Source organism: Desulforhopalus sp. IMCC35007 (assembly GCF_005116575.1).
GTDB lineage: Bacteria > Desulfobacterota > Desulfobulbia > Desulfobulbales > Desulfocapsaceae > Desulforhopalus_A.
Genome location: NZ_SWCN01000004.1, coordinates 259,450 through 285,581, shown reverse-complemented (window position 1 = coordinate 285,581; position 26,132 = coordinate 259,450). Strand labels below are relative to the sequence as shown.

General features: G+C 48.4%; 26 protein-coding genes. 25 read left to right on the top strand and 1 reads right to left on the bottom strand.

The window, feature by feature from the left end:
- Positions 1-126 precede the first annotated feature (126 nt).
- The 22 genes from FCL48_RS06265 to FCL48_RS06160 all read left to right on the top strand — a co-directional run bounded on the left by FCL48_RS06265 (position 127) and on the right by FCL48_RS06160 (position 20,810).
- Complete coding sequence (locus tag FCL48_RS06265; protein WP_136871398.1) at positions 127-561, top strand: hypothetical protein; 435 nt, start codon at positions 127-129, stop codon at positions 559-561.
- A 5-nt stretch (positions 562-566) separates the two neighbouring features.
- Entirely contained in the window at positions 567-1,322 is a 756-nt protein-coding gene (gene fabG / locus FCL48_RS06260) for a 3-oxoacyl-ACP reductase FabG (RefSeq protein ID WP_136871397.1), read from the top strand.
- The gene (locus tag FCL48_RS06255) at positions 1,322-1,912 is read left to right on the top strand and encodes an outer membrane lipoprotein carrier protein LolA (protein ID WP_136871396.1); all 591 of its coding nucleotides are present in this window, start codon (positions 1,322-1,324) and stop codon (positions 1,910-1,912) included. Before fabG ends, FCL48_RS06255 begins: the two co-directional genes overlap by 1 nt.
- 149 nt (positions 1,913-2,061) lie before the next feature.
- A complete protein-coding gene (locus FCL48_RS06250) occupies positions 2,062-2,724 on the top strand; it encodes a hypothetical protein (RefSeq protein WP_136871395.1) in 663 nt (220 codons plus the stop codon).
- Positions 2,721-3,998, top strand: coding sequence for a radical SAM protein (locus tag FCL48_RS06245; protein ID WP_136871394.1), 1,278 nt, complete (start codon positions 2,721-2,723; stop codon positions 3,996-3,998). The genes FCL48_RS06250 and FCL48_RS06245 overlap by 4 nt, the downstream gene beginning before the upstream one ends.
- Positions 3,988-5,361 (top strand): AMP-binding protein, encoded by a 1,374-nt coding sequence (locus FCL48_RS06240; RefSeq protein WP_136871393.1) that lies wholly within the window; start codon positions 3,988-3,990, stop codon positions 5,359-5,361. Before FCL48_RS06245 ends, FCL48_RS06240 begins: the two co-directional genes overlap by 11 nt.
- Positions 5,358-7,097, top strand: a complete 1,740-nt coding sequence (locus FCL48_RS06235; RefSeq protein ID WP_136871392.1) for a DegV family protein — start codon at positions 5,358-5,360, stop codon at positions 7,095-7,097. The genes FCL48_RS06240 and FCL48_RS06235 overlap by 4 nt, the downstream gene beginning before the upstream one ends.
- On the top strand, positions 7,094-7,798 hold the full coding sequence (locus FCL48_RS06230; protein ID WP_136871391.1) for a glycosyltransferase family 2 protein: 705 nt from the start codon (positions 7,094-7,096) through the stop codon (positions 7,796-7,798). Before FCL48_RS06235 ends, FCL48_RS06230 begins: the two co-directional genes overlap by 4 nt.
- Positions 7,795-8,676: a lysophospholipid acyltransferase family protein gene (locus FCL48_RS06225; protein WP_136871390.1), complete on the top strand. Its 882-nt coding sequence runs from the start codon at positions 7,795-7,797 to the stop codon at positions 8,674-8,676. The genes FCL48_RS06230 and FCL48_RS06225 overlap by 4 nt, the downstream gene beginning before the upstream one ends.
- A 229-nt stretch (positions 8,677-8,905) precedes the next feature.
- Positions 8,906-9,163 (top strand): acyl carrier protein, encoded by a 258-nt coding sequence (locus tag FCL48_RS06220; RefSeq protein ID WP_136871389.1) that lies wholly within the window; start codon positions 8,906-8,908, stop codon positions 9,161-9,163.
- Positions 9,164-9,181: 18 nt separating this feature from the next.
- A complete protein-coding gene (locus FCL48_RS06215) occupies positions 9,182-10,429 on the top strand; it encodes a beta-ketoacyl synthase (RefSeq protein ID WP_136871388.1) in 1,248 nt (415 codons plus the stop codon).
- Positions 10,407-11,195 (top strand): 1-acyl-sn-glycerol-3-phosphate acyltransferase, encoded by a 789-nt coding sequence (locus FCL48_RS06210; protein ID WP_136871387.1) that lies wholly within the window; start codon positions 10,407-10,409, stop codon positions 11,193-11,195. Before FCL48_RS06215 ends, FCL48_RS06210 begins: the two co-directional genes overlap by 23 nt.
- A 2-nt stretch (positions 11,196-11,197) precedes the next feature.
- Positions 11,198-12,688 carry a B12-binding domain-containing radical SAM protein gene (locus FCL48_RS06205; RefSeq protein ID WP_136871386.1) on the top strand — a complete coding sequence of 497 codons (1,491 nt, stop codon included), beginning with the start codon at positions 11,198-11,200 and terminating at the stop codon, positions 12,686-12,688.
- A 5-nt stretch (positions 12,689-12,693) separates the two neighbouring features.
- Positions 12,694-13,731 (top strand): radical SAM/SPASM domain-containing protein, encoded by a 1,038-nt coding sequence (locus FCL48_RS06200; RefSeq protein ID WP_136871385.1) that lies wholly within the window; start codon positions 12,694-12,696, stop codon positions 13,729-13,731.
- A 290-nt stretch (positions 13,732-14,021) separates the two neighbouring features.
- A complete protein-coding gene (locus FCL48_RS06195) occupies positions 14,022-14,420 on the top strand; it encodes a 3-hydroxyacyl-ACP dehydratase FabZ family protein (RefSeq protein WP_169309107.1) in 399 nt (132 codons plus the stop codon).
- Positions 14,404-14,670 (top strand): acyl carrier protein, encoded by a 267-nt coding sequence (locus tag FCL48_RS06190; RefSeq protein WP_136871383.1) that lies wholly within the window; start codon positions 14,404-14,406, stop codon positions 14,668-14,670. Before FCL48_RS06195 ends, FCL48_RS06190 begins: the two co-directional genes overlap by 17 nt.
- Positions 14,671-15,723: a radical SAM protein gene (locus tag FCL48_RS06185; protein ID WP_136871382.1), complete on the top strand. Its 1,053-nt coding sequence runs from the start codon at positions 14,671-14,673 to the stop codon at positions 15,721-15,723.
- 154 nt (positions 15,724-15,877) lie between these two features.
- A complete protein-coding gene (locus FCL48_RS06180; RefSeq protein ID WP_136871381.1) occupies positions 15,878-16,876 on the top strand; it encodes a radical SAM protein in 999 nt (332 codons plus the stop codon).
- A gap of 7 nt (positions 16,877-16,883) precedes the next feature.
- The gene (locus tag FCL48_RS06175; protein ID WP_136871380.1) at positions 16,884-18,131 is read left to right on the top strand and encodes a beta-ketoacyl synthase; all 1,248 of its coding nucleotides are present in this window, start codon (positions 16,884-16,886) and stop codon (positions 18,129-18,131) included.
- A gap of 122 nt (positions 18,132-18,253) precedes the next feature.
- A complete protein-coding gene (locus FCL48_RS06170; RefSeq protein ID WP_136871379.1) occupies positions 18,254-19,519 on the top strand; it encodes a beta-ketoacyl synthase in 1,266 nt (421 codons plus the stop codon).
- Positions 19,519-19,998, top strand: coding sequence for a thioesterase family protein (locus FCL48_RS06165; protein WP_136871378.1), 480 nt, complete (start codon positions 19,519-19,521; stop codon positions 19,996-19,998). Before FCL48_RS06170 ends, FCL48_RS06165 begins: the two co-directional genes overlap by 1 nt.
- Positions 19,995-20,810, top strand: coding sequence for a polyketide synthase dehydratase domain-containing protein (locus FCL48_RS06160; protein WP_136871377.1), 816 nt, complete (start codon positions 19,995-19,997; stop codon positions 20,808-20,810). The genes FCL48_RS06165 and FCL48_RS06160 overlap by 4 nt, the downstream gene beginning before the upstream one ends.
- Positions 20,811-20,830: 20 nt before the next feature.
- Here the strand turns inward: FCL48_RS06160 and FCL48_RS06155 are convergent, their stop codons facing one another.
- Positions 20,831-21,196, bottom strand: a complete 366-nt coding sequence (locus FCL48_RS06155) for a hypothetical protein (protein WP_136871376.1) — start codon at positions 21,194-21,196, stop codon at positions 20,831-20,833.
- Positions 21,197-21,333: 137 nt separating this feature from the next.
- Here FCL48_RS06155 and FCL48_RS06150 point away from each other — a divergent pair, with 137 nt between their 5' ends.
- The 3 genes from FCL48_RS06150 to FCL48_RS06140 are packed head-to-tail and all read left to right on the top strand — an operon-like array spanning position 21,334 to position 25,958.
- Positions 21,334-22,083, top strand: coding sequence for a glycosyltransferase family 25 protein (locus FCL48_RS06150; protein ID WP_136871375.1), 750 nt, complete (start codon positions 21,334-21,336; stop codon positions 22,081-22,083).
- Between the two features lie 7 nt (positions 22,084-22,090).
- A complete protein-coding gene (locus tag FCL48_RS06145) occupies positions 22,091-25,168 on the top strand; it encodes an MMPL family transporter (RefSeq protein ID WP_136871374.1) in 3,078 nt (1,025 codons plus the stop codon).
- Positions 25,155-25,958, top strand: coding sequence for a polysaccharide deacetylase family protein (locus tag FCL48_RS06140; RefSeq protein WP_136871373.1), 804 nt, complete (start codon positions 25,155-25,157; stop codon positions 25,956-25,958). The genes FCL48_RS06145 and FCL48_RS06140 overlap by 14 nt, the downstream gene beginning before the upstream one ends.
- Positions 25,959-26,132 lie beyond the last annotated feature (174 nt).

The following is a 26,132-nucleotide window of genomic DNA, read 5'->3' as shown; positions in this document are numbered from 1 at the left end:
ATTGTTCCTGCTGTCAATTCAGGAAAAGACATAATGCCAATAATCTCTCATAATGCCAACAGGAATTTGTCATTTGATTTGATGGCGGTTCTCCATATATTAGGGTATCTTTTAAGTTATAGAATAATGAATAACATAACAATTTCCGATCTGACTCTGGACGACCTGCTCCCCCACCGAGGCCATATGATGTTGCTGGACAAGGTGCTTGAAGTTGACAGCAAACATGCCCTGACCCTTTGCCGGGTGAAAAAATCCTGGCCCATGGCAGACGAGACAGGGGTACATCCGCTTATCCTCATCGAACTTGCGGCCCAGACGGCAGGAGTGTGCAACGGCTTGGACAGAATACAGACCCAGGGGATTGATTCGGACCAGATGGGCTGGCTGGTGGGCGTAAAAAAGACGGAATTTTTTATCAATACTCTGCCATTTGGCAGCGAAATCATGGTCCAGGCAGAAAACACCTACAATTTTGAGAACCTTCGGGAAGTTTCCTGCCAATTGCATTTGGATAATACACTTATTTGTACAAGCCTCTTACAGCTCTTCCAGGCATAATAGAAATGACAGTTGAAAACGAAAAGAACACAGAAACAGAAAAGAAAATTGCCATCGTAACCGGTGGCAGTAAAGGGATCGGCAGGGCCATCTGCATCGAGTTGGCAGGATGTGGCTGTTATACTGTCATTAACTATATGGCTGATAAGGCTGGGGCTGAAGAGACGCTTCGTCTGGTTGAAGCGGCTGGCGGCTGTGGCGAGGTTTATCAGTTCGATGTCCGGGACGGACAGGTTGCGGAGAAGGTGGTTGATGATATCGCCAGGCGACTTGGCGGTATTGATATCCTGATCAATAATGCAGGGATTGTCGCAGATGGCCTGTTTATGATGATGTCTCAGAACAGCTGGCAGTCCGTAATAGATACCAGCCTGAATGGTTTTTACAATATGACCCGGCCGGTTATTGAGCAAATGGTCCGCAGGCGAAAAGGGGCCATCGTTTCAATTTCCTCGGCCAGTTCTCTGATGGTTAACCGTGGACAGGCAAACTATTCAGCCGCCAAGGCTGGTTTGAATGCAGCCAGTAAGGTTGTTGCCTCAGAAGTGGGCCGACTGGGCATCCGGGTCAACGTTGTGGCTCCGGGCCTGATTGAAACAGACATGATTGCCAAGGCTCCAAAGGCTGAGCTCAAGGCGATGATTCCCATGGCCCGGATCGGCCAGCCGGAAGAGGTTGCCAAGGTGGTGGGCTTTCTCTGTTCCGATGCGGCTTCCTACGTGACTGGCCAGGTTATTTCAGTCAACGGTGGAATGTTTTAATGAAGTTTCAGCCGTTGTTGAACACCCTGTTATTGTTCATTGTCCTCGTTTCATCCTGCCCGGCCGCTGTTCAGGAACCGATTCACATTCAGTCCATTCAGGCAGGGTTCGTCCAGGAAAAACACCTGAAAATTCTTGCCCGGCCTCTTGTCTCCACGGGGACTTTTACCTTCCAGGCTCCTGGTTCCCTGCGTTGGGAGTATAAGACTCCTGTTGCATCTGTCCTGCTCATGTATGGCGGCAGGATACGAAAATTTGTTGAACGGGATGGTCAGCTTGTGGAAGATAAAGGGCTGGGACTTGATTCCATGCAGGTGGTGCTGGGCCAGATCAGTAGCTGGCTTGATGGCCGTTTTACAGATAACGATATTTTTCGTGTATCTGAGGTTGATGAGCACACTGTCCTGCTTACTCCAAAAGATCAGGCTCTTGCCGGTTTGATCAGCAAGATTGAACTCAAGCTTGCTGACCATAAAGGAATTCTTGATGGGGTCATTATTTATGAAGGTCCTGAGTCGTATACTTCAATGATTTTTCAAAACCCGGTTTTAAATCAGGATATTTCTGCTGCCGTATTTACAGAAAAATAATGGTTTTTTTGGGCCTGCATCTTTGGAGCAAGGTTCACTATTCTTGGGATGAGCAGGCGGAACCACTAGAGCGGTGAAAGCTACATGATTTAAAGAGAGAGCTTTTTATCATCTCTCACAAAGCAGAAGGTTTTAAAAGATTGACACAAATGAAGCAGTTTCTCTATCTATCCGCCTTTCTGTTTTGCCTTGTCTCCTGCACAACAGGGCCCTATTCCCCCCTGCCTGAACTGACCGCAGGCACAGATGGACCGTTTGAAGAAAACTGCGCGACTGTTTTCCCTCAAGGAAAATGGCAGTTTAGTCACGCCATTGATTTTGTCATGGGCAGTAAAACCGGTACTCCCGTTATAGGAGTGACCAGTCTTGATGGAAAGGATATTTTTTGCGCCCTGGTAACGGTGGAAGGACTGACCCTGTTTGAAGCGAATTTTCACCCCAATGGGGGCATGGATGTTAAGCGAGCCATCCCGCCCTTTGACAGTGCAAACTTTGCTGCAGGTCTGCGAGAGGATCTGCGAGCTATCTTTGAGCCGCCCGCAGGCAGCATGAAGGCAGGGCGTGTCGGTACAATGCCTGTGTGTCGGTACATTGACGAAGGGGTTGGGATCGTTGATGTACTGCCGGATGTGGATGGCTGCTGGCAGATAAAAAGCTATACTCCCGAGCTGAAAATGAATCGTTCTATTATCGGGCAATCCTGTAAGAAAAAAGGACCCAGCCTGATACCAGATTACCTTGAGCTGAAAACCTACGGCCAGACCGGCTATACCCTGAAAATGACCTTGATAACCGCTGATAATATTAAATGAAATTTAAACTGATATACCCCAAATGGGCCAAGCTGGACCGCCAGACAGAGTTTCACCTCCCTCCCCATGGACCGGTGGTCTTTGCCGCGACCCTGCCCGATTATGTCGATATTGATTTTGTCGACGAGAATCTGCAGGAGATAGATTTTGACGAGGCGGTGGACTTTGTCGGTATCTCCATGATGCTGACCGTTCAGGTCAAGAGAGGCTGGGAGATTGCCGACAGATATCGGGAAAAAGGTATTAACGTTATCTTCGGTGGGATTGCTTCCATGCTCCACGCCGAGGAAACCATGGAACATGCAGACGCCGTTTTTCTTGGTGAGGCGGAAGGACGGATGGAACAGGTTCTGGACGATTTTCGAAAGGGTCGCCTGCAGCACTGTTATGATTTTATCAACGACAGGCCGGATATTGCACTTGTTGGTCCAGCAAGACGGGATATCCTTGACCGTAAACTCTACAATTATAAAGGCGTGCAGATGGTCGATCTGGTGCATGCCTCGCGCGGCTGTCGTTTTAACTGTTATCCCTGTGCCGTATCGTATCTCGGGGGCAGAGTGTTTCGACCTCGGCCGATCGACAAGGCTGTAGCCGAGATTGCCGGTATCGATAATAACAGGCTCTTTATTGTCGACAACTCCCTGGCCCAGGACACAAAGTGGGAGATGGACCTGTTTCGGGAGATGATTCCCCTGAAAAAAAAGTGGTGCTCACATCCAATAGAAGATAAGCCGGAGGTCCTTGATCTGGCAGCCCAGGCAGGGGCCTGGTATGTCTATCAGGCGGTTTTTGACACCTCGGATTATATTAAAGAGCGGATTAAACGCTATCACGACTATGGTATCGGGGTGGAAGGTACCATTCTTCTTGGCCTGGACAGTCACACGGAAGATGATATCAAGCGTCTTATTGACTTTTTGCTTGAAATAGAACTCGATCTTGCCGAATTTACAGTGCTGACTCCATTTCCTCACACCAGGGCCTACGATGAGCTGAATAAACAGAACCGGATTCTATCCAAAAACTGGGATGATTTCTCAGCGGATCAGGTTGTCTATCAGCCTAAGAATATGAGCCCGGGAAAACTTCAGGAACTGCTCGACTACGCCTGGAATACCTTCTATCAGGACGAACCCCAGTCGATAAAAATGGCCAAATTGTTTCAACAGGTCGTAAAAAAAGAAATGGCGGACAACACCTTTAAGCCCCGTGACAGGGAGTTGAGCGGCCAATCTTTTGGCAGGACGGTAACCAGGGAAGATGAGCGCTGATTTTGCCATAGATATACATAAGGCCATAGACAACCTCCTGAAAGGGCCTGAGCATCCGGACAAAGAATTTGTTCGTGCTGCTACTGGAGTAAGCTTTGCCGTGGTGTATTCCATGGCAGCCTCCCTGCGAGCCCAGCTGGCAGGGTCAGAGCACCGGGGTGCAGCGGTCTGTCTTGCAACGGATAATAAGGCGATCATCGCTGCAGCTCTTTTAGCCTCGCTTGCCGGGGGGCCAAGTCTTCTTTTACCCTATGCTTTTTCAGCGCAGGCTCTGGCTAGGATGCAGCAATCCGCCGGTTTTACAACCGCTATTTCTGATACGAAGAGAGATTTTCCTAAAGGGGTACAGGTAATCTGTCCAGAGGCTACCGGGACTGCTGCAGAGCTGCCGATTCATCAATCCGCTCCCAGCACTGAACTGCTGAAAATCTTCACCGGTGGGTCCACTGGTACGCCACAAGTTTGGACGAAAACAAGGGAAAATATTTTCAGTGAAGGTTTTTTCCATGCAAGACGTTATTCTGTGACTGAAAAAGACTGTATTATGGCCACGATCCCCGCTTATCATATTTATGGCCTTCTTTTTTCTGTTGTGCTGCCTCTTGTCTCTTCTGCGACTGTGATTGATGAGACGCCATCCTTTCCCAGTGAAATTGCCCGGCTCGCCAAAGAAAACCAGATTACCATCCTGGCAAGTGTTCCAGCCCATTACCGAGTTCTGGGGGAGGCAGAGCTACATAGGTCTCTGCGCCTCGCCTTCTCATCTGCCGGTATGTTAGATAAAGCTGATAATGAGGCCTTTTGCAGGAGAAATAGAAAGGGTATTGTGGAGGTGTACGGTTCCACCGAAACCGGTGGTATTGCCACCAGAAACAGGGGGCAGGGAGAAGAAGGTTTCACCCCCTTTCCGACCATTGACTGGAAAATTATAGAGGGGCGTTTGGCGGTACGTTCGGCGTACATCTCAACGGACCTCCCCCTTGACGAAAATGGATATTTCAGGGCCAGCGACAGGGTGGAGACCCTTGGAACGAATGAATTTTCTTTAAAGGGCCGGGCTGATACCGTAACCAAGGTGGGTGGAAAACGAGTGGATCTTGAAGAAATTCGACTGCTTGTTAAAAATATATCAGGGGTTACTGATTGCATGGTAATGGCCCTGCCGGAGACTGGTGGCCGCGAAAATCTGATTGGCGTTTTGCTTCAGGGCGACAATGTTGATGTGGAGCTCATCAGAAAAAATCTGGCTGAAACACTGGAGCCATATGCCCTGCCTCGGTGCATAAAGATAGTGGACCAGATTCCCATGAAAAGTAATGGTAAATATGACCGACTTGCCATCACCAGGCTTTTGAAAAGATGACTGATTTGAGGCTGAGTTTTGCAGCAGGGTATGCCTGTCTTTCTGCCTGGTCCGATCTTCTTGACCAGATTAATGTTTTTCCCGTAGCCGATAGCGATACGGGAACGAACCTGCGCATCAGCCTGGCACCGCTTCGTGACAGTGGCAGGGAGAGCAAGGCGAGCATAGACCTGCTGGCCCGGTCAGCCACTGGAAATTCCGGTAATATTGCGGCGGCTTTTTTTCAGGAATTTTGTCAGGTCAACAGTTATTCTGAGCTTGCAGAAAAGGCTGCATCTGGAAATGAGAAGGCCAGGCAGGCGATCGCCAGCCCCCGGGAGGGGACGATGCTCACCGTGTTTGACAGTCTCGCTCAGGAGCTACAGTCCCGGGTTGAGTTAGATGCCATCTATAGCCCTCTGTGTCTTCAACTTCAGGAAGCCGTTCAGAATACAACCCGGCTCCTTCCAGAGCTTGAGGAGGCTGGGGTTGTGGATTCCGGAGCCCTGGCCATGTATGTCTATTTTGAGGGTTTCTTCAGGCATCTTACCGGTCAAAAAGGTAAACCTGAATCTATTTTGAATCTTTTTGCTGGAAATCTTACCATCAACAGCTCTTTTTACCCCCAGACTACTGACTGCTATTGTGTTGACCTGATCATTGAGCCGGATGAGGAGCATGCTTCTTTGAAATCCAGTATTGCTGAACTGGGAGAGAGTGTGGTGGTCGTGGAAGATGAGGCCAGGCTCAAGGTACACATGCATACCCCGGATCCAACACTGTTACGGGGACAACTGGGAATGTTTGGTGATATCCTCCATTGGTCCGCCGAAGAAATCGACCAGGGGACGCAACTGCGCGCTTTAACATCAGGGGAAGCGGCCGCTCTGCATATCGTAACCGATGCTGCCGGCTCTATCACAAGGGAAACGGCCCAGAAGAATGGTATCACCCTGCTCGACAGCTATATCATTGTCGGTGACACCTCAAGGCCCGAGAGTCTCCACGACGCGGCACAACTCTACGACTTGATGCGCCAGGGGACAAAAATAACCACAGCCCAGGCCGCAACCTTTGAGAGACACCAGCACTATGAGAGTATTTGCCAGCAGTTCGGCCGTTCCTTGTATCTCGTTGTCGGCTCGGCCTTTACCGGTAACTTTGAGACCGTCATGGCCTGGAAGAAAGACAATGATCCGGATAATTTGTTGATGGTAATCGATACCGGAGCTGCTTCAGGCCGACTGGGTCTCATTTCTCTACTCACCGCCAGAAGTGCAAAAAATACGACAAACCCTGAAGAGGTGGTCGCTTTTGCCAAAAAAGCAATTGCTGACTGTATTGAGCTGGTCTTCATAGATGAGCTGAAGTATCTGGTTGCCGGGGGCCGGGTCTCCAGGGCAAGTGGTTTTTTCGGGGACTTATTGTCCATGAAGCCGGTTATCAGTCCAACCGAAGCTGGGGTGCGAAAAGTTGGTGTTGTGCACAGTAGAAAGGGACAGCTCGCCTTTGCCCTGGAAAAACTGGCTGAACGCTTTGGTTCGGAGGACGCGCCGGTTATTATGCTGCAATACTCTGATAATAAGGAATGGGTGTCAGGAGTCGTCTTGGAGAAGGTCAAATCGCTACTGTCCCAGGCGGAAATCCTCCTTAGCCCGCTGTCGCTTACCTCAGGTGTTCACATGGGGCCGGGGACATGGTCGATGGCCTACTGTTCCACCACAAACGAAAACGGTAACCTTCAGGATTACAGATGAGACCCGCTATTATAATACCGGTTTATAACCATGGCGAGCAGGTCAGAGATGTTATTTGCAGATCTCTTTCGCTTGGGTATCCTGTTTTTGTGGTTGATGATGGCTCAACGGATTCCACCGGCCAGGTGCTTGAGACGGTGGATGGAATTACCTGTCTGCGTCACTCCGTGAACCAGGGCAAGGGTGCTGCCATTCTCACAGGCTTTGCTGCAGCTGCGAAAAAACAATGTGACTGGGCAATCACAATTGATGGGGACGGTCAGCATAATCCTGTGGATGTGGGGAACCTGCTCCGGGCAGTAAACGATGGAAAACGTTGTATCGTCATTGGCAAACGGCAGGGAATGGATGGTGCAGTCAACGTACCCTGGACCAGTAGATTCGGCCGCAAATTTTCGAACTTCTGGGTATGGGCAGCCGGTGGACCGCTGGTTGATGATTCGCAATCCGGGTTCAGAATGTATCCACTACCAGAAGTATTGAATCTTGGAGTGAAAGCCAGGCGCTACCAGTTTGAAGTGGAAATATTGGTTAAAGCCAGACAGCAGGGTATTACAACAAGGGAAGCTCCGGTGTCGGTCATCTATCAGGCAAGGGGAGAACGGGTGAGTCATTTTCGACCCTGGCTCGATTTCTGGCGGAATTCGGTCTGCTTTAGCAGGTTGATTTTTGCACGGATCTTCAGGATTTTTGGCTTATGAACGGTTTTTGGTACAAGCTGTTGAACCGAATTTCCGGCCTCTGTGGTTCCTGGTTCTTTGTCCTCGTCTCCCGGATTATTGCAGCGGGATATTTTATCTTTTCCAGGCGTGTTCCCATAAGTCGAAGTTTCTATGGTGCACTGTATCCCGAGCGGGGGGCACTGTATCATCTCTGGTGTACTTTTAAACAATATCAAAATTTCACCACGATTCATTTTGACCGGTTCCTGGCAGGGCAAGCAAAATCGGCGACCTTTGTCTCCGAGGGATGGGAAAATCTGGAAACAGTTATTGGCCGGGAGGGAGCGATTCTTCTCATGTCTCATCTTGGTAACTGGGAAATGGCTGCGACCCTGTTAAAGCAGCAGCGAGAGGATCTTGAGCTTCTGCTGTACATGGGAGTAAAGGAAAAGGAGGGAGTGGAGCGGATGCAAAAAAATGATCTGCGCAACTCCGGAGTAACCATAATCGGTGCAGACCAGCAAAACAATTCTCCGTTTACGGCCATAGAAGGTATCCGATTTTTGCAAAAAGGTGGCCTTGTCTCCATGGCGGGTGATATTGTCTGGCGTAGTGATCAACGCAGGGTTCGTGTCAGGTTTTTGGGGCATGACGCGTACCTGCCCGAGTCGCCGTTTATTTTCTCTCTGGTTTCAGGTGCGCCGCTCCTGGTATTTTTTGCCTTTCGTACCGGTAAAAACAGCTATCGTTTCACCTTGTCAGACCCTATCTCTATCCCGTCCGCGTCTCGCAGGGATAGAGAAAATGTGATCGCAGACGCCGCCCAGCAATATGCCGATCTTCTGGAACAGTCACTGCAACAGCATCCTTTTGAGTGGTATCATTTTGATCAGTTTATATTCCCACAAAATTCTTAACACCTTCATGTTGCTTGCTATTGGATCAATTCATCCTATGATGAACGATGTCTGGTCGAAGGAGTTTTGAGGTATTTCACCCTGCGACAGCCTCAGGCCTTCTTGCGGGAAGGGGAGTGGCACCGCTTCAATTATTCCTTTTGAAATTAGAGTAAAACTGTGTAGTATCGGCGTTCAATCGTAAAATATAACATTTTTCTTAGGATCTTTTTGGGCCAATATAACCGATATGACTAGAGACGAATTTAAAGATAAAATATTAGCAATTCTTGTTGACGATTTTGAATTTGAAGAGCCGGGCCTTGAGGATAACCTTCGGGATGATCATGGTTTTGACAGCATTGATGCCATTGAGTTGCTGGGTAAAATTGAACTGATTCTCGGATTTTCCTTTACCAGAGAAGAAAAGGAAAAAGCTATGGGGATCAGAACGATCAATGATATTCTTGACTATGTGGAAGCAATTCAACAATCTCGAACCAAGTAGCCTGGCAGGATTTACTTCATGAAACGACGCGTTGTTATCACTGCCTGTTCGGCCATCACTCCCATCGGCTACGACAAAAACGATATCATAGAAAGCCTTAAAAAAGGCAAGTCCGGGGTGGGGGTATTGCGCGATGACGGGCTCTTGTCAAAGCACATACATTCCCGTGTTTTTGGGACGGTGGATTACCCCATTAATTACGACTTTAAACGGCAATATCGTAAAACCATGGGACCCGTTGCCTATTATGCCTGCCAGGTGGCGAAAGATGTTCTGGAACGATCTGGTCTGAGTGAGGAGTTTATCACCTCCGGTCGCCTTGGTGTGGCCTTTGGCTCAACCCATGGCAGCCCAACGGTTCAGCGAGAGATCTACAAGACATTTTTCAGTGATCTTGATTCAAAATTTTCTTCCATCGGTGCGGTGGATTATCTGCGCTCCATGGTTCACACAACGGCGGTGAACATCAGCCGCATGTTTGGAATCACCGGACGAATTATCGCTTCATCCACCGCCTGTACCACCAGCAGCCAGTCCATCGGCTATGGATATGAATCGATTAAATACGGCATGCAGGATGCCATGATCTGCGGCGGGGCGGATGAGTATGATACAACCACCGTCGCGGTCTTTGACAACCTCCTTGCCTGTTCTGTGAATTATAATACAACGCCAGAGTGTACTCCCCGGCCTTTTGATGCCAATAGGGATGGTCTGGTGGTGGGTGAGGGCGGTGGAGCTGTCCTGCTTGAGGAATATGAATCTGCTAAAAAGAGGGGGGCGGAGATTCTGGGAGAAGTTCTCGGCTTTGCCTGTAACAATAATGGTGGTGATCTGATCCTGCCAAACCTTGATGGGATTACGGCAACCCTGCGCCTTGCCCTGGCTGATGCAGAGATGAATCCGGCTGATGTTGATTTTGTCAGTGCCCATGCCACCGCCACAAAAATGGGGGATGTCATCGAGTCCCAGGCCATTGCTGCAGTATATGGTAAGGGGCCGCTTGTAACCGGGCTGAAAAGCTATATGGGACACACCATGGGAACCTGCGGGGTGATAGAGACCATTTTGTCCCTGTACATGATGGAGCAGGGTTTTATCGCTCCCACCCTCAATCTCGATAATGTTGATAAACGTTGCGATATGCTCAGGCATACTCCGGGACTGACGGAAACAGAGACCAAAATAGCCGCCATCCAGAATTTTGCCTTTGGCGGGGTAAACACCTGTCTGATTATAAAAAATGGCCGAGATGCAGTCCAGTAACAATTCTTTTTCTCTTCGGCGTCTTAGCGCTGAGTGTATTGATTGCCTTGTCACTCTTGTCTGCTGGATCTGGTTTATTTTTGGTTTTCTGCTGTTCTTTTCCTGGTTTTATCTGGCCGCTGCACTATTCAGGAAAAAAACCGAGCTGTATTTTCAGCGGTTGAACAGTTACTTCTATGCAATATTCTTTTGTATTGTCAGGGTGACAGCACCTCGGCAGCGGATGGTGATTGATGAAAAAATTGCAGAGATCAGGTCTTCTGTCATCGTCTGCAATCATCTCTCCTATCTTGATCCTCTGCTGCTCATAGCCCTTTTTAGACAGCAGAAGACTATTGTTAAATCGCGCTTTTTTAAGATGCCTGTTTTTGGTCTGATCATTAGAAAATCTGGCTATCTGCCCGCCTCCAGTGAAGGACAATTTGCCGCTATGATGATAAAGCAGATGGATACCATGGGGGTTTATCTCAAGTCCGGGGGTAATCTCTTTATATTCCCGGAAGGCACCAGAAGCCGGGATGGAAAGATCGGCAAATTAAACAAAGGAGCATTTAAAATCGCCCGGATGCACAAGAGACCCATCTATGTCCTGAAAATTTGCAACACCGATAAACTTTTTACTCCAGGCAAGTTTTTCTTTAACACCAGGGTTAAAAATGAAATCAGCGTTACAATTGCTGATTGTATAGTACCGGATTACCATAATCACCCTCCAACCATCGCCGACCTTGAACTGCGGGTGAGGGCGGCTTTAGGTGAAAAATAAAGATGAAAGTTCTGTTGATATCTATGCCCGATGTGGTACCTGTGCTTGTTCACGAAGCAGCGGTTCATCTGCCCAACCACGGCATTGCAAGCATTGGCGGAAATATCGATGAAGAACACGATGTCTTTCTTGTTGATCTTGTGCGCAAGCGCCGTTCGATTAAAAAATATCTGACCAGGATCATTGGAAAAATACAACCTGATCTCATAGGTCTTTCCTCCATGGCCTGGCAGTTTGATACCTGTGTCAAGATTGCCCACCTCATTAAAACCCTCCAGCCGGGAGTTAAAATAGTTGTCGGCGGCTATCATGCCACGTTGATGTCTCAGGAGACGGCCGCATCTAAAGAGGCCCGGTGGATCGACTTTTTGATCAGGGGAGAAGGTGAAGAGGCCTGTCGTCGTCTGGTCAATGCATTGGCGGGCCGTGACAGGCTGGCTGACATTGCGTCCCTGTCGTACAAAGTGGATGGGGTCTTTATTCACAATGGGCCTGGAGAGAACCTTGATCTCAGCACTCTGAAATTACCGCTGCGGGATAAGCGGAGACTGACATGGGGCTATCATCTGTTTCATTCGAAAATTGAACTCATTGAGACTTCCCGCGGCTGCACCCGAACCTGTAATTTCTGTTCCATGCGACATATGTATGGCCGAACCTTCAGGACCTTCCCCATCAGCCGGGTTCTCGAGGATATCGACGATATTTATTATAACAAAAAAACCAGATATATCTTTATCACCGATGACAATATGGTCCTCAAACCCGACAGGGTCATAGAGCTGTGTGATGCGATCATTGCCCGGAATTACAAAGGCCTTCGTCTCATTGTTCAGGCGGATTGTCTGTCCATGGCTAAAAACGAGGTGATGGTTGCCAAAATGGCCGAGGCAGGTTTTTGTTCTGTTTTCTTAGGTATCGAGAATATATCGAAAAAGAGTCTGAATATGGCCGATAAAGGGGATACCGGCTCTTTTGCCAAACAGGCCGTGGATAATTGCCATAAACACAACATGATGGTTATCGGCGGGCTAATTTTTGGTTTTCCTGAAGATGATGAAGCCGCAATTCGGGAAAATTATGAATTCTTTAACCAGCTCCAGGCAGATGCCGCCTACTGTCAGGTGTTGACGCCGTACCCGAAAACCGGGATGCGTGAGCAACTTCTGGAACAGGGTTTGGTAACCAATGCCTTGGATTATAAAAGATATAACGGCCTGTGGGCGAACGTTCGGACCAGGTATTTAGATTCCGAGCAACTCCAATACCAGTTCTGGTATCAGCGTCAAGTCGTTCTGGGCTGGTGGAATCCTCCTGCCCAGGTCAGAAGTCAGGGCTGGGCATGGATATCCATATGGCGGTTTATCTTTAAACCGTTCTTAAAAATTCGCTACAGACGGATTATGAAAAAATATGGTTGGCAGGGACGTTACCAAAAAGAGATGCAGCGCTGGGAGAAGATGAACAAATTTCATGATCTTGAGGAATATTAACAATAATGCAGATATATAATCTTGAATTTACCGAGCAGGAAATCCGTGAGGCTGTGGCTGCGGACAGATTGCTTTCCATGGAAGTCGAATTCAGCCGTATCTGCAACTTTCACTGCTCCTATTGCTATGTCGATGAAAAGACAGCAGGGGCACGGGAACTCTCTAGAGAAGAAATCAAGGATGTCATCCTCCAGGCGAAAGCCCTTGGCGCACGAAAAATTATCATCCTGGGCGGAGAACCCTCTATCTATCCGCACCTTGTGGAGATGTTGACTTTTCTCGGTAATGAGGGTCTGGAAGTGGAGATGTTCACCAATGGTTCAGGTATTGATGCAGCATTGGCCGCTATACTCGCCAGGGAGAGGGTGCGGGTTGCTTTAAAATTAAACTCTTTGGATGAAGGTATTCAAGATCAGCTTGCCGGGAAAAAGGGTGCATTCGCTATCATCAACCGCGCGTTTGCAGCCTTAAAAGAGGCTGGTTATCCTTCAAAGGATTTGTTTCTGGCTGTCAGCACGGTTATCTGCCAGCAGAATATCAAAGAATTACCCGCCATCTGGGAGTGGCTTCGAGCGGAAAATATAGAGCCGTTTTTTGAGGTTCTCACCCCCCAGGCCCACGCTGTTGAAAACAGCTGGCTTAATGTGTCACCAGCTGAATTAAAGACATTATTTGCAAGGCTTTCAGCAATTGATCAGGAAAAGTTTGGTAGGACATGGGAGCCTCAACCGCCCTTGGTCGGCAACAAGTGCATGCGCCATCAGGTGTCCTGTGTGGTGACAGCTACAGGTGATGTTATGCCCTGCGTAGGGGTGACCATTGCTCTTGATAATATTCGCAACAATAGTCTGGCTTCTATTTTAAAAAACAGCGAAGTTGTCCAGAATCTGAAGAATTACAAAGAGACAATCAAGGGGGAATGCCAAAGTTGTGAGAAAGCGGCAGAATGCTATGGGTGTAGAGGGGCTGCATACCAGCTTACAGGCGATTATCTTGCCTCGGACCCCACCTGCTGGCGAAATGCAGCAGCAAAAACCTCATAACGATATTGTTGCAGAAACGTATGCAGCTTTAACCATTACTTTCAGAATAATCTGCGAGGAGCCAGAAGATGTCTGTTGCCAGTAAGTCTGAGTAACTCTGGTGATCTGGCTGAGAAAACACAAGAGGACAGCCTGTCTGTGTCGCAGGGGCGACGCTCTTATGGTTTCCCTGTTGTGTATTGGAAGTTCAGGTGGTATAAACTTTTCTTTGTCATTTTTATGAAATGGACTTGGTGATACCTGTAGATTGGAGGCGGGCTTCAGTCTTACCTGGGATTTGCCGTTGGGTGATGGACCTGCCTGTTGATGCATTGAGATTAGTTGAAAAAAAAATGAAAGAAGGTAAAATGGTTGCTTCCGTGGCAACTGATAGTAATTCTTATTGGTTTTCTGGGCACTTTCCTGATAACCCCATTTTGCCCGGAATTGCCCAGTTGAAGATGGTTGTCGATCTCATATCCAATTCCTGCGAAGGGGAGCTGTGTCTTACGTCTTTGGCCCGAGTCAAATTCAGAAAAATAGTCAGGCCTGGAGAAGTACTCGATATACATGTCACCCCAGGCAATAAAAAAGATCAATATATATTCACAATTACCAGCGGCGATCAAGACGTTTGTTCCGGCTGGATGTTTTTCACCTTAAACGAAACAAAAAACGTAAAAGAACACATTCATGAGCAACGACATTAATCAAACAATTACTCGAATCGCCGAAATCATCATCAATGAGCTTAAACTTGAAGATGTCACCGCCGAGACCTTTGATGCGGACCTGGACCTGGTGAATGAGGTGGGGATCGACTCCATGGACATGGCAACAGTTGCCCTGTTTTTAAGAGATGAATACGAAATACAGATCGACGAAGACGATTACCCCAAGCTGACTACTGTTCGTATCATTGCCCAGTATATCGATAATAAACGAAACAGTAACGAATAGATGGCTGCCCAGCAAAAATATAAATTCTCCGATATCATTGCCGATCCGATAATCAACGAACGCTGGGAAAAGGTTCGTCGGTATTTTTTTCTGCGGGAATCCACCTATGATATGAGCAACCGATGTAATATCCGTTGTGATGGATGTTATTATTTTGTGGGCGAAAAGCAGTTCGCCGAGGAAAATAACAGTGAAAGCGACTGGAGACAGCTGTTTCTTTCTGAAAAAGAACGGGGAATAACTTTTGTCGTGCTTGCAGGGGCTGAACCCTCTCTTGTACCTCAACTGTGCGCCGCCTGTTATGAGGTGATTCCGCTGGGAGCGATAGCTACAAACGGTCTTAAACCCATTCCCAAAGAGATAGATTATCGAATTCATATCTCGGTCTGGGGTAACGATCAGACCAGCCAGGCAATTCGAAAAGCTCCGAATATGCTGACCCGGCAGATGGCTAATTATCAGGGTGATGCCAGGGCCGTTTTTGTTTACACCTTTACTCCATTTAACATTGATGAAGCCAGGGAAGTAACCGAAATTCTTGCAGCTCATGGTCATAAAATTACCTTTAACATGTTTTCCGCACCTGTTGGCTACGATGGCTCTCTTCGCCACACTCCCCAGTCACTTGCGAAAACGCGGATGATGATGCGTGAACTGTTGGCGGATTATCCACAAACAGTTCTCTTTTCACCCTATAACATCGTTGCCCATACCAACGAAAAGGGGTTGCATGATCTGTTTTCATGCACCTATCCCCGCATGAATCCCTCTACGGATATTGGACTTGGCAGATCGTTCCGGCAATATCGTACGGATTTACAATGGAATCGAGATGCCGCCTGTTGTGTGCCGGACACCGATTGCAGTGACTGCAGGCATTATGCTGCAGGCAGTGCGGTGGTCACGGCCAGGATGTATCGACACGCGACCGATCCTGTGACCTTTTCTGCCTGGCTCGATTACGCAGACACGTATCTTGCCGTCTGGGTCAGAGGCTATGAGAAGGGACAGAATCTCTGTCCTGCTTTTGTCAATCCGCCTCCAAATGATTAGTGTCAAAGCATTGTCGCTTGTCATAAAAACAAGAAAATGGCATTCACGAACAACAGCAATACGTTAAATTTTCCGCCAAGGTATTTATATATCCCACAAGGATTATCTATAAGAATTCCTGGCTTATTTTCCCTTTTTCAGGGGTAGTAGAATTATGATAACAGTAAGCTCCCTGCTTGATGACCATTGGTATGAGCGTTATAAAAAAATTTCCAAGCTCAACATCCGCAGTTCCATCTATGATGTGACAGACCGCTGCAACCTGCGCTGCAAGGGCTGTTTCTTTTTTTCCTCTGGGGAACATGAAGTTGCTTCCGAAGAAAAGGACGTAGATAAATGGCATTCTTTTGTGGAAAAAGAGATGGACCGCGGGGTGAATCTGGCTATCCTGATTGGCGGCGAACCAACGCTCTGTCTTGACCGGGTTGAGGCCTTTTACAAAAGGTTACCCACCTTCTGCGCCACCAATGGTTTGATCAAAGTCCCCAGGGATCGCTTTCCGGATATGATGGTCGGTATTTCTCTCTGGGGTGATGCTGAAGATGAAACAATTTTGCGTGGTAAAGACACCTTTAAAATCTCCAGTGCCAACTACCAGGGCGATCCCCACGCCTACTATCTGTATACCATCACCCCCAAGCAGCTCGGGAAAACCGAAAAGATTGTTCGTAAGATTCAAGATGTCGGCCTGAAGGTGCAAATGCAGCTCCTCTCCAATGATGAGGATGTCGATGGGTTTTCATGGCAGCCGGACGAACTGGTCGCCATTCGCGCTGAAATGGATGATATGCTGGATAAGTATCCGGAAACGGTTATTTCCTGCAAATATTATCATGAGATCATCACCACCGGGAAAATGCTGGACCGACCTTTCGGCTGGATGGAATGCCCCTCCGTTACCGAGCCCATTGACAATAGAGAGCCCCGACCCAGACGGTTGACCAACTTTATTCGCTGGTCCTCAGATTTACATACCATGCACCGCTGTTGCACCTCTGAAACCCGCGATTGCAGTACCTGCAAGGACGGCGCAGCCCATATGAGCTGGGTAATGGTCAATAAACGGGCTCATATTAAAACGACCAAGGATCTTCAGAACTGGATCGAGGTCTATGAAATGTTTGCCAAGCTCTATCAATTCATCCCCTGGTAAGTGAAATATGGGAGGAAAAGATCCGGTCATCGTCGGCTATGATGCTATTTCTCCTCTGGGCAGTGATCTGGGGAAGCAGTGGCAACAGGCTCTTGTCGGCAGAAGTGGCATAGGTGAGCTGAACCGCTTTGAGTTACCGGCTAACTTCCCTGTCCATATTGCCGGGCAGGTTCCAGATATTGATGAAGAGGACTATCCTTTTCTGTCTGCCAGACACCAGGCAGCCTGGACATCCCCGGTCTTTAAATATTCCATGCTCTCGGTGGCAAGAGCGATCAAACAAAGTGGGATAGAGTTATCACCGGACATCGCTCTTCGGACAGCTGTCACCTACAGCTCAGCCATCGGCGGACTGGACGCCGTTCTCAGTGCTGACAGACGGCTGCAGGCGGAGAACAAGCTCCCTTTGCCCTATGTTAATCCCAATTCCTGTATCAATATGGTCGGTGGTAAAATAGCCATTCTGACCGGGGCACGCGGCCCGATCACCTCGACCATTGCCGCCTGCGCCACAGGTCTGACCTCCATGATTATCGGGGCCATGTTTCTGGCCCAGAACCGTGCCGATGTGGCCATCTGCGGGGCGGTGGATTTTGCCTTGGTTGAACCAATTGTCGCAGGCTTTTACACAATGAACGGGGTCTATAGCCCTCAAAAAGGACGGGAAAACGATCCGCCGTCAGCCGCCAGCAAACCCTTTTCTCTGGATCGGCGTGGTTTTGTCATTTCAGAAGGTGCAGGCGCAGTAATTCTTACGACCAGGGAGTTTGCCGAGGCCCATGGGCTGAGCTATAAAACCGAATTGGCCGGCTGGGGCATGACTTCAGATGCCCATCATTTTGTTGCTCCCTATTTCGATACTGTGAAAAAATGTATGCAGGACGCAATTGCCGATGCCTCGCTTGCGCCAAAAGATATTGCGGCAATAAATGCCCACGCGGCCTCAACCAAGGTTGGCGACAAGGTTGAATATGAGGCGATGCAGGCAATATTTGGCAAGGGCCTGCCACCTGTGTGTGCCAATAAATCCATTATTGGTCATGCTATGGGCGCGTCCAGTGTCATTGAATCTATCTTTGCTCTCAAAGGCATGGAAGAAAGTATTCTACCACCCACTATTAATTATACGGCTGACCCGGAAATTGATTTAGACTGTGTCAGCGAAGGTAAGAGGTCTCTTGAGCAAGAGTTTGTTTTAAAAAATTCCTTTGGCTTTGGCGGCTGTAACGCCTGTGCAGTATTCAAAAAAGTATAACGAATCAGTAACAAGCCCAATTCACACGATCAGGAAAGCTCAAACGGCTGGCTCGACTTCTTCAATCCATAACACGTCAATGGATCGAGTTTGAGTTACCCTAAACACAACATGAAATTAATATGAAGGCTCCACTTAATAGAAAGGTCATGGTCGTCGGTTACGACGCCGCTACAGCTCTTGGCAACACCTTTGCCAAAACATGGCAGGGAGCTGTGGCAGGACGAGCCGGTTTTCGCCGGCTCACCCGTTGCGAATCGAAAAGCCGCAGTAATATTGTGGGCGAGATACCGGACTGGGACCCAAGCCAGTTTCCCTATGTGAATCGGAAAGAGGCATCTCTTTGGAATGCGGATTATGTTTTTTTGACCATGGAGGTCTGCCGAAGAGCACTGCTCCATGCCGGGCTTGAGATAAATGAAGAGATCGGCGCCAGAACCGGATGTCTCATTGGTTCAGCTTTGAACGGTACTGACTCTTACCGGATAGCAATGGACAACTATGTAAATAAAGGTCCTTTGAAAGTCAGCCCATATCTGCTGCCAAATGTGTGTGCCAATCTGCCTGCAGGTAAGGCCGGAATGCTCATGGGCTTTACCGGACCTATTTTTTCTCCACAGGGAGCTTGTGCCTCCGGCAACCATGCTATCGCCATTGGAGCGAGAATGATTCGGGATGGTGACTGCGATTTTGTTCTTGCCGGTGGTGTTGAGACCTGTCTTGTCCCCGAGATAATTCAGGGATTTTCTAACATGCAGGCAACCATCAAGGTCAGTGCCAATGATCGTGCCGCCGAAGATCCCAGCCAGGCATCCCGGCCTTTTAGTCTTGATCGCAGAGGTTTTGTTCTCTCAGAGGGGGCGAGTGTCCTGGTGCTGGCAGCCGAAGAGGTGGCCCAATCCCTTGGGCTGACGCCAAAGGCTGAAGTCGCCGGTATCGGCTGGAACTCAGATGCCCTGCATTTTACACGACCAAACAGTACGACCATAATCAAGGCGATACACGAGGCGATAGACGATGCCGAAATTTCCCCTGTCGATATTGGAGCAGTGAATGCGCACGGCACCTCAACCCCAACGGGGGATGGTACGGAGGTCGATTGTCTTCGTGCTGTTTTTGGTAAAAATGTATCAAATATTCCAGTTTCATCGAACAAATCCCAGGTCGGCCATTCCCTTGGTGCTTCTGCTGCCATAGAAGCAGCTCTTGCGATCGAGGCTATGGGACAGGGAATCGTCCTGCCCACTGTCAATCATATTCCGGACCCGGCATTCAGTGACCTGGATGTGGTCCCCAATATAGTACGTAAACATGCACATGAATTTGTTCTTTCCAATTCTTTTGGTTTTGGTGGCACGAATTGCTGCATTGTCTTTCGAGGATTATAATGCGCCCAAAACCCTTTATTCCCGAATTCCTGGATAAGCCCAACTATATAAGAGATGCCAATAGCGGCCTGATCTGGCATCGCAGTGAGTTGCGGACTCTTTATGTTGATACAGATCGTTCTCAAGTTGTCTATCATGCCAATTATTTGAAATATTTTGAATTTGGCCGGGCTGAATTGATGCGGGCGGCAGACTATCCCTACAAGAAGATCGAGGAAAGCGGTTATATTTACCCTATTATCAAAACAGAGCTCAACTATTACTCCCCGCTTTTCTATGATGATCTGATGTATATCTACACCCGTCCAGCTAAGCTTGAGATGGTGAAGCTGCAGTTTGATTATCTGATCACCAGAGCCGATAACGGTGAAACCTGCTGTACCGGTTTCACAAGGCATTGTGCGGTCAATGGTAAGAGTATCCCTGTTGAAATTGATCAAAAAACCATCAACCTCTGGCAAGGGTTTCCCCGTTCATGAGTGAAGGGCGTCTTCCTCTTACAATTCCTGTCAAACCCTGGTTTTCTGATCACTGTTTTGCGGGAAAAACTGTCCTGCCCGCTGTGGAAACCATGCTTTTGCTTGCCGCAAGAGTTGCAGAGAGTTATGGAGAACTTGATATCAGGGTGATGGAGAATGTCCGTTTTGTAAAGTTTCTGGAGATCCCTGAGGGTATTTCCGCAATGGACGGGCTTATTGATTGCGAGATGAGAAGTGATGGGAGTCTGGAGATACAACTGCTCAGCCGTATACAATTTAAGGCGATGAGTAGAATTAAAGAACATGGCTCTATTGTTTTTTTCCCGGTCAAAAGCCACAGCCATAAGCCGCTGAAGATGGATTTGACACAGCCCGAGGAGGCGATGACGGAAATCAAGGTGGACGATCTGTATAGAGAGCTGGTCCCCTTTGGTCCGTACTACCAGTCGCTCAAAAAAAACCTTTACCTGTTGGGAGTTGAGGCCTGGGGCGAGCTCAGAGCCCCTGATGTGACCAGTGACCCCGTCCAGGAAATTATTGGTTCACCATTTCCTCTTGATGGCGCTTTTCATGCCGCCTGTGTTCTGGGACAGCAGACGGTTGATTTCGTGCCTTTTCCTGTCGGTTTTGACAGAAGAGTGATCGTGACACCAACCCGACCAGGTTGCGATTACCGGACAAAAGTAAGGCTGGTGCATAAAACTGAGGATGAACTGGTCTTTGACCTTGTGATTTTCGACGATACTGGAACGGTTTACGAGACGGTTGCCGGGCTGCGTATGCGAGATGTCAGTGGCGCACTGGGAAGGTAATCTTGGTACCCGTCAGCAAGTTATCGATCTGCCCAGGCAAGCAACCTTTCCATGGAAATTTTGGTCAGCCAGCGGAGGAAGATGACCGAGTATTTCGCCCCGGAAAGATACATACCAAGAAGAAAAACAAGATGTGACAGCCCGTAGGTGAGAGGCCCTCCAACTGCGACAAGCCAGGGGTTCTGTAGTTTGACGGAGAGAATGCCCAAAGCTGCAATTGCCGGCCATCCCAGAACAAAACTAAAGCTGATGGCAAAGATACCGGTGAGAACCTGCGGAGTAGGTTTTTGTTTGAAGGCGGAGAGATCAGCCTGCTCCAGTATGGCAGTGCGGACAAAGTCCAGATCACTTATTTTGAATATACTCTGCCTGATTAATCGAGTCATAATGCAATAGCTAAACGGTTTCACTGTCCAGTTGCCCTGCGGACACCTTAAATACAATATGGAATTATTCAAAGCACCCATGATGCGTGGATCTCTTTTGAGCAATAAGATATACCACATACGTAACGTAATCAACAGTGAACAAAACCGGCAACGTGAATCCACCAGAATTCAGACAGATTGATAGCTGGGCCTTTTTTGACAAGATCTACTGTATTTCTCTGGACTCTCGACCAGACAGAACGGAGCAGGCCAGGATTCAGTTTGCACGGGTTGGTGTACTGCCACGCGTTGAGTTTGTTATTGTCACAAAGCATTCCACCAATCGGGAGGAGGGTATTTTTAACTCCCACATGAGTTGCTTGAAGAAGGGTCTTGAGGACAATGCCAGGCATATCCTCATTTTTGAAGACGACGTTTTTTTTCGACGTTTTGATGATCATGCTTTACGAGTAGCCTGCAGTTCGCTGGACTCTGTCGGTACATGGAATGGTCTGTTTCTTGGTTGCATTACAGATGGGAGCAGGAAGGCTCAACAGGCGAAACTGGCCCGAATTACCTATCGCTGTCTGGCCCATGCATATGCCTTGAATGCGCCTTTCGCGAGCCATATTGTTCAACAGCAATGGAGCGGAATTCCCTATGATGAGTTGTTACGGCGTCATGGCATGGAGTTTTACGCACTTTTTCCCATGTGTGCCTTTCAGGGGTTGGCAGGTTCGGATAACCAGACGGTGGTCATCGACCGAGCAAGAAGACTGTTTGGCGGGCTACCATTTATCCAGAAGGCAAACGAATTCTATCAGAATAATAAAATGATTCTACTCCCGGTTTCTTTGGCCGTTGCACTGGCTCTTCTTACTTTTATAATTTTCAAGGTGTGCTAAAAGAGTCATGATCAATTCCCGTATCCTCATAGGCGTTTCACTGCTGGTTTTTGTTTTGGCTGCACTGGGTTTGTGGCGTCTTGAAATTGACACAGATGTAGTTCGATCCCTGCCCTCTGGAGAAAAGGTCATCGCCGATGGTCTTGATATTTTTGAACATCATCCTGTCCATGACCAAATTGCTGTTGATATCATGGTCGATGGCGGCGATGCAGATACTCTGGTTGAAATCGCTTCTCTGTTTGAAAAAAACATGACTGCGAGCGGTTTGTTCGCCCAAGTTGGTACAGATGCGGTTGGGGAGCTGATTCCGCAACTGGCTCTGCACACTGCAGGCAACCTTCCCATACTCTTTTCCCAAAAAGAGTTAGAACAAAAGGTTGCACCGCTTCTGGAAAAGGAGCAGGTTCATAAACGGCTGCTGCACCTGTATCAGGACTTGAGCAGTATGGAAGGTATTGGGCAGGCTGGCTTTATTGATCTCGACCCCCTGGGTCTGAAAGATCTGGTTCTTGCCAAGATGGCTCCACTGGCCCCTTCCTTGAACTCCAGATTTTATCAGGGGCATCTCCTTTCTGCGGACAATAAACACCTGCTGCTGGTTGCCAGACCTCTCTCAACGGGCACTGATACCGCCTCCGCCCGCAAAATCGACGAACTTCTTTCCAAGAACTCCACAGAACTCAGACAAAAATATGCCCAGCAGGGATACCATGTGGTATTTACTCCGGTTGGAGCCTATCGGGCGGCTCTTGATAACGAGAATATCATCCGTCATGATGTCCAGCTCGCGCTTTTGCTGGCGACCGTGGGTATTGGCTTACTTCTGCTTTTTGCCTTTCCCAGGCCGTTGATCGGACTGTTATCCCTGGTTCCGGCTCTAGCCGGTACGGGTGCGGCTCTTTTCAGCTATTCTCTTTTCCATTCATCCATCTCGATTATGGTGCTCGGGTTTGGCGGGGCGATAATATCCATCACTGTCGACCATGGTATTGCCTACCTGCTTTTTCTTGATCGCAGTCATCAGACCAGGGGAAGGGACGCTGCCCGTGAGGTCTATGCAATTGGTCTTATGGCTGTTGTTACCTCAATTGGCGCCTTTTTAATTCTGAGCTCCAGCGGTTTTTTGATTTTTGCAGAACTCGGTCAATTTACCGCCCTTGGAATTTTCTTTTCCTTTCTGTTTGTCCATTCAATTTTCCCCAAAATATTCCCGGTGATGCCCCCGGCCAGCAGTCGTGCCCTGCCGCTGCGTGGTCTTGTCAATAGTCTCTATAAAACAGGGAAACCTGGTGCCTGCGCTGCGGCTCTTCTGGTGGCTGTCCTGCTGTTTTTTGCCAAACCTCAATTTGAGGTAAGTCTGAGCAGTATGAACACGGTGACTGAGGCAACTCTTGCGGCGGATGAACTGTTCACCAGAGTCTGGGGAAATATCGACGAAAGGGTCATTTTGATGAACTCGTCGGATGTCATCGAAAGTGTTCAGGCAAACAATGACCAGCTCCTGGAAAAAATCGAACAGGATCTTGAAGATAAGGTTCTGGCAGCGGCATTTGTTCCGTCGATGATCTTTCCTGGCAGGGAAAGGGCGGAGCAGAACAGGGCTGCCTGGTATGGCTTCTGGTCTGATGAGAGAAGGGCGCAGGTCACAGAAGCATTGAGTACTGCGGGAACTGAACTCGGTTTCGCCTCTGAGGCCTTCAGACCATTTCTGTCTCTGCTGGAACAGACAATAGCTTTGGAACCCCAGCCCATTGATACAAAATACTATAGCCTGCTTGGCATTTCAGAAAAAAGGGAGGAGGCCGGTCTCATCCAGTTTGTCACCGTTCAACCCGGGAAAAATTATGATGGGCCAGCATTTTTCGATCGGTATGACCAGGATAATAAGATCTTTGATGCCAAGTTTTTTACCAAAAGACTTGCCGATATCCTCTTTTCGACCTTCACGACCATGCTGGTGATCATTGCTGTCAGCGTGGTTGTGCTCACCTTTTTCTTCTATCTGAATCTGCAACTGACTCTGCTCACTTTGCTGCCGCCATTTTTTGCCTATATTTGTACCCTGGGAACCCTGAAACTTCTTGGCCATCCCCTCGATATACCTGCCCTTATGCTGTCGGTTGTCATCCTCGGGATGGGGGTTGATTATTCAATTTTTTGTGTACGTGCCCATCAGCGCTACCGTGATATCAACCATCCTTCCTATGTTCTGGTTCGGGTGGCTGTATTTATGGCCGGAGCTTCTACCCTGATCGGTTTCGGAGTGCTTGCTGTTGCGGAACATTCCCTGCTGAGAAGTATTGGTGTTACCTCCCTGCTTGGGATTGGCTATTCTCTTGTGGGGACGTTTTTGTTGCTTCCACCTCTGTTGAATAATTATGTGGCCCGGGAAAAAAAGAGAAGCGACCGGCTATCGACACGCAACAGTACCCACAGAATCCGGGAGCGTTTTCGCACCCTGGAGGCCTATCCACGGATGTTTTCCCGCTTTAAATTACAGTATGATCCGATGTTTAACGATCTACCGCGGATGCTGGTTGGAGCGGACAAGGTTACAACTATTATTGATATCGGGTGCGGCTATGGAGTTCCAGCCTGTTGGTGTCTGGAGCGGTATCCCGGTGCCGAAGTGTATGGGATCGACCCCAACCCGGAAAGGGTAAGGGTAGCCTCTCTTGCCATCGGCAGTCAAGGTAATGTCACCGTTGGTTGGGCCCCTGAAATGCCCGCGGTTTCCCGCCCGGCTGATATCGTTTTGCTGCTGGATATGCTCCACTACCTCGATGACGAGACGGTATCGACCGTGTTGAAACGAAGTTACCGGGCCCTTGGAAATCGAGGACTTCTCGTGATGCGGTTTGTTATTTTACCGGCTGGCAGGCCATCATGGTCCTGGCGTCTTGAGGATGGTCGGATAAAACTTGCCGGGGGCTCTGTATGGTACCGATCTATTGAAACAATAGCAGGATTTATTCAAGAGGCGGGTTTTGAAATCATCGTAAACGAGGTATCGACTGCGAATCCGGAGTTGGTGTGGTTGGTTGGCCGGGCAGAGAAAGGGACGATCAGTGGTAAAGAATAGTTATAAAACGTCTTTTTCTCTGGGTGAGAAAGTTGGCGCAGTTGCTCTGCTTCTTGCTTTTCTTCTTTTTTTTGTTAGTCCAGCCCTGGCAATTTTGCCACTGGTTGTGTTCCTTATTCTCTGCCTTGGGGCTCCATTTTTCCCGGGATTGAGTTTTTTTCTCCCTGTCATCAGCCGTGGGAAAAATGAAAGCCGGAAAGTGGCTGTAACCTTTGACGATGGACCATCTCCGGAGTCTACACCCGTTCTGCTTGATCTGTTGGAACGTCACAACCTGCAGGCGACCTTTTTTGTGGTGGGTGAAAAAGCAGTTCAATACCCTGATTTAATCCAGAGTATTCTTGATAAGGGCCATACCTTAGGCAACCATTCCAGAAACCACGACAGTTTTCTCATGTTACGCAGCCATAAAAGATTGTGCTATGATATCTACAGCACCCAGGAAATATTAAAAAACTTCGGGGTGAAACCGCTTGTTTTCCGGCCACCTGTTGGGATCACCGGGTCTCGCCTTAAAAAGGTGCTGGCAGAGATAGGTCTTGTGACAGTGAATTTCAGCTGTCGGGCCTATGACCGGGGAAACCGAAATATCAACAACCTTGCCGGAAAAATCCTGAGTAACCTTCATCCAGGAGATGTTATCATGCTCCATGACCTGCCTCCATCCCGGAAAGACATGATGGCTTACTGGCAAGAAGAGCTTGATATTTTGTTTGAGGCCTTGCAGACAGGATATACTGTCGTGCCTTTGGAGCAGTTGATAGAGCGTCCGGTAATGCAGTTTTTATAGGCCGCCGCAATCTCCTTGCAAAGGGGATTCCTTTTCAGTATAAATATTTTCCACTGACGGCCCGGTTTTGAGGGCGTGTTGAAATCAACAAATTGTCTCCGCTAAGGGGGAAAGCAGTAACTCTGTCGTTCGCTCCTCGAATTGTAGTGTTTATCTGATGGCCGAAAGCATCTT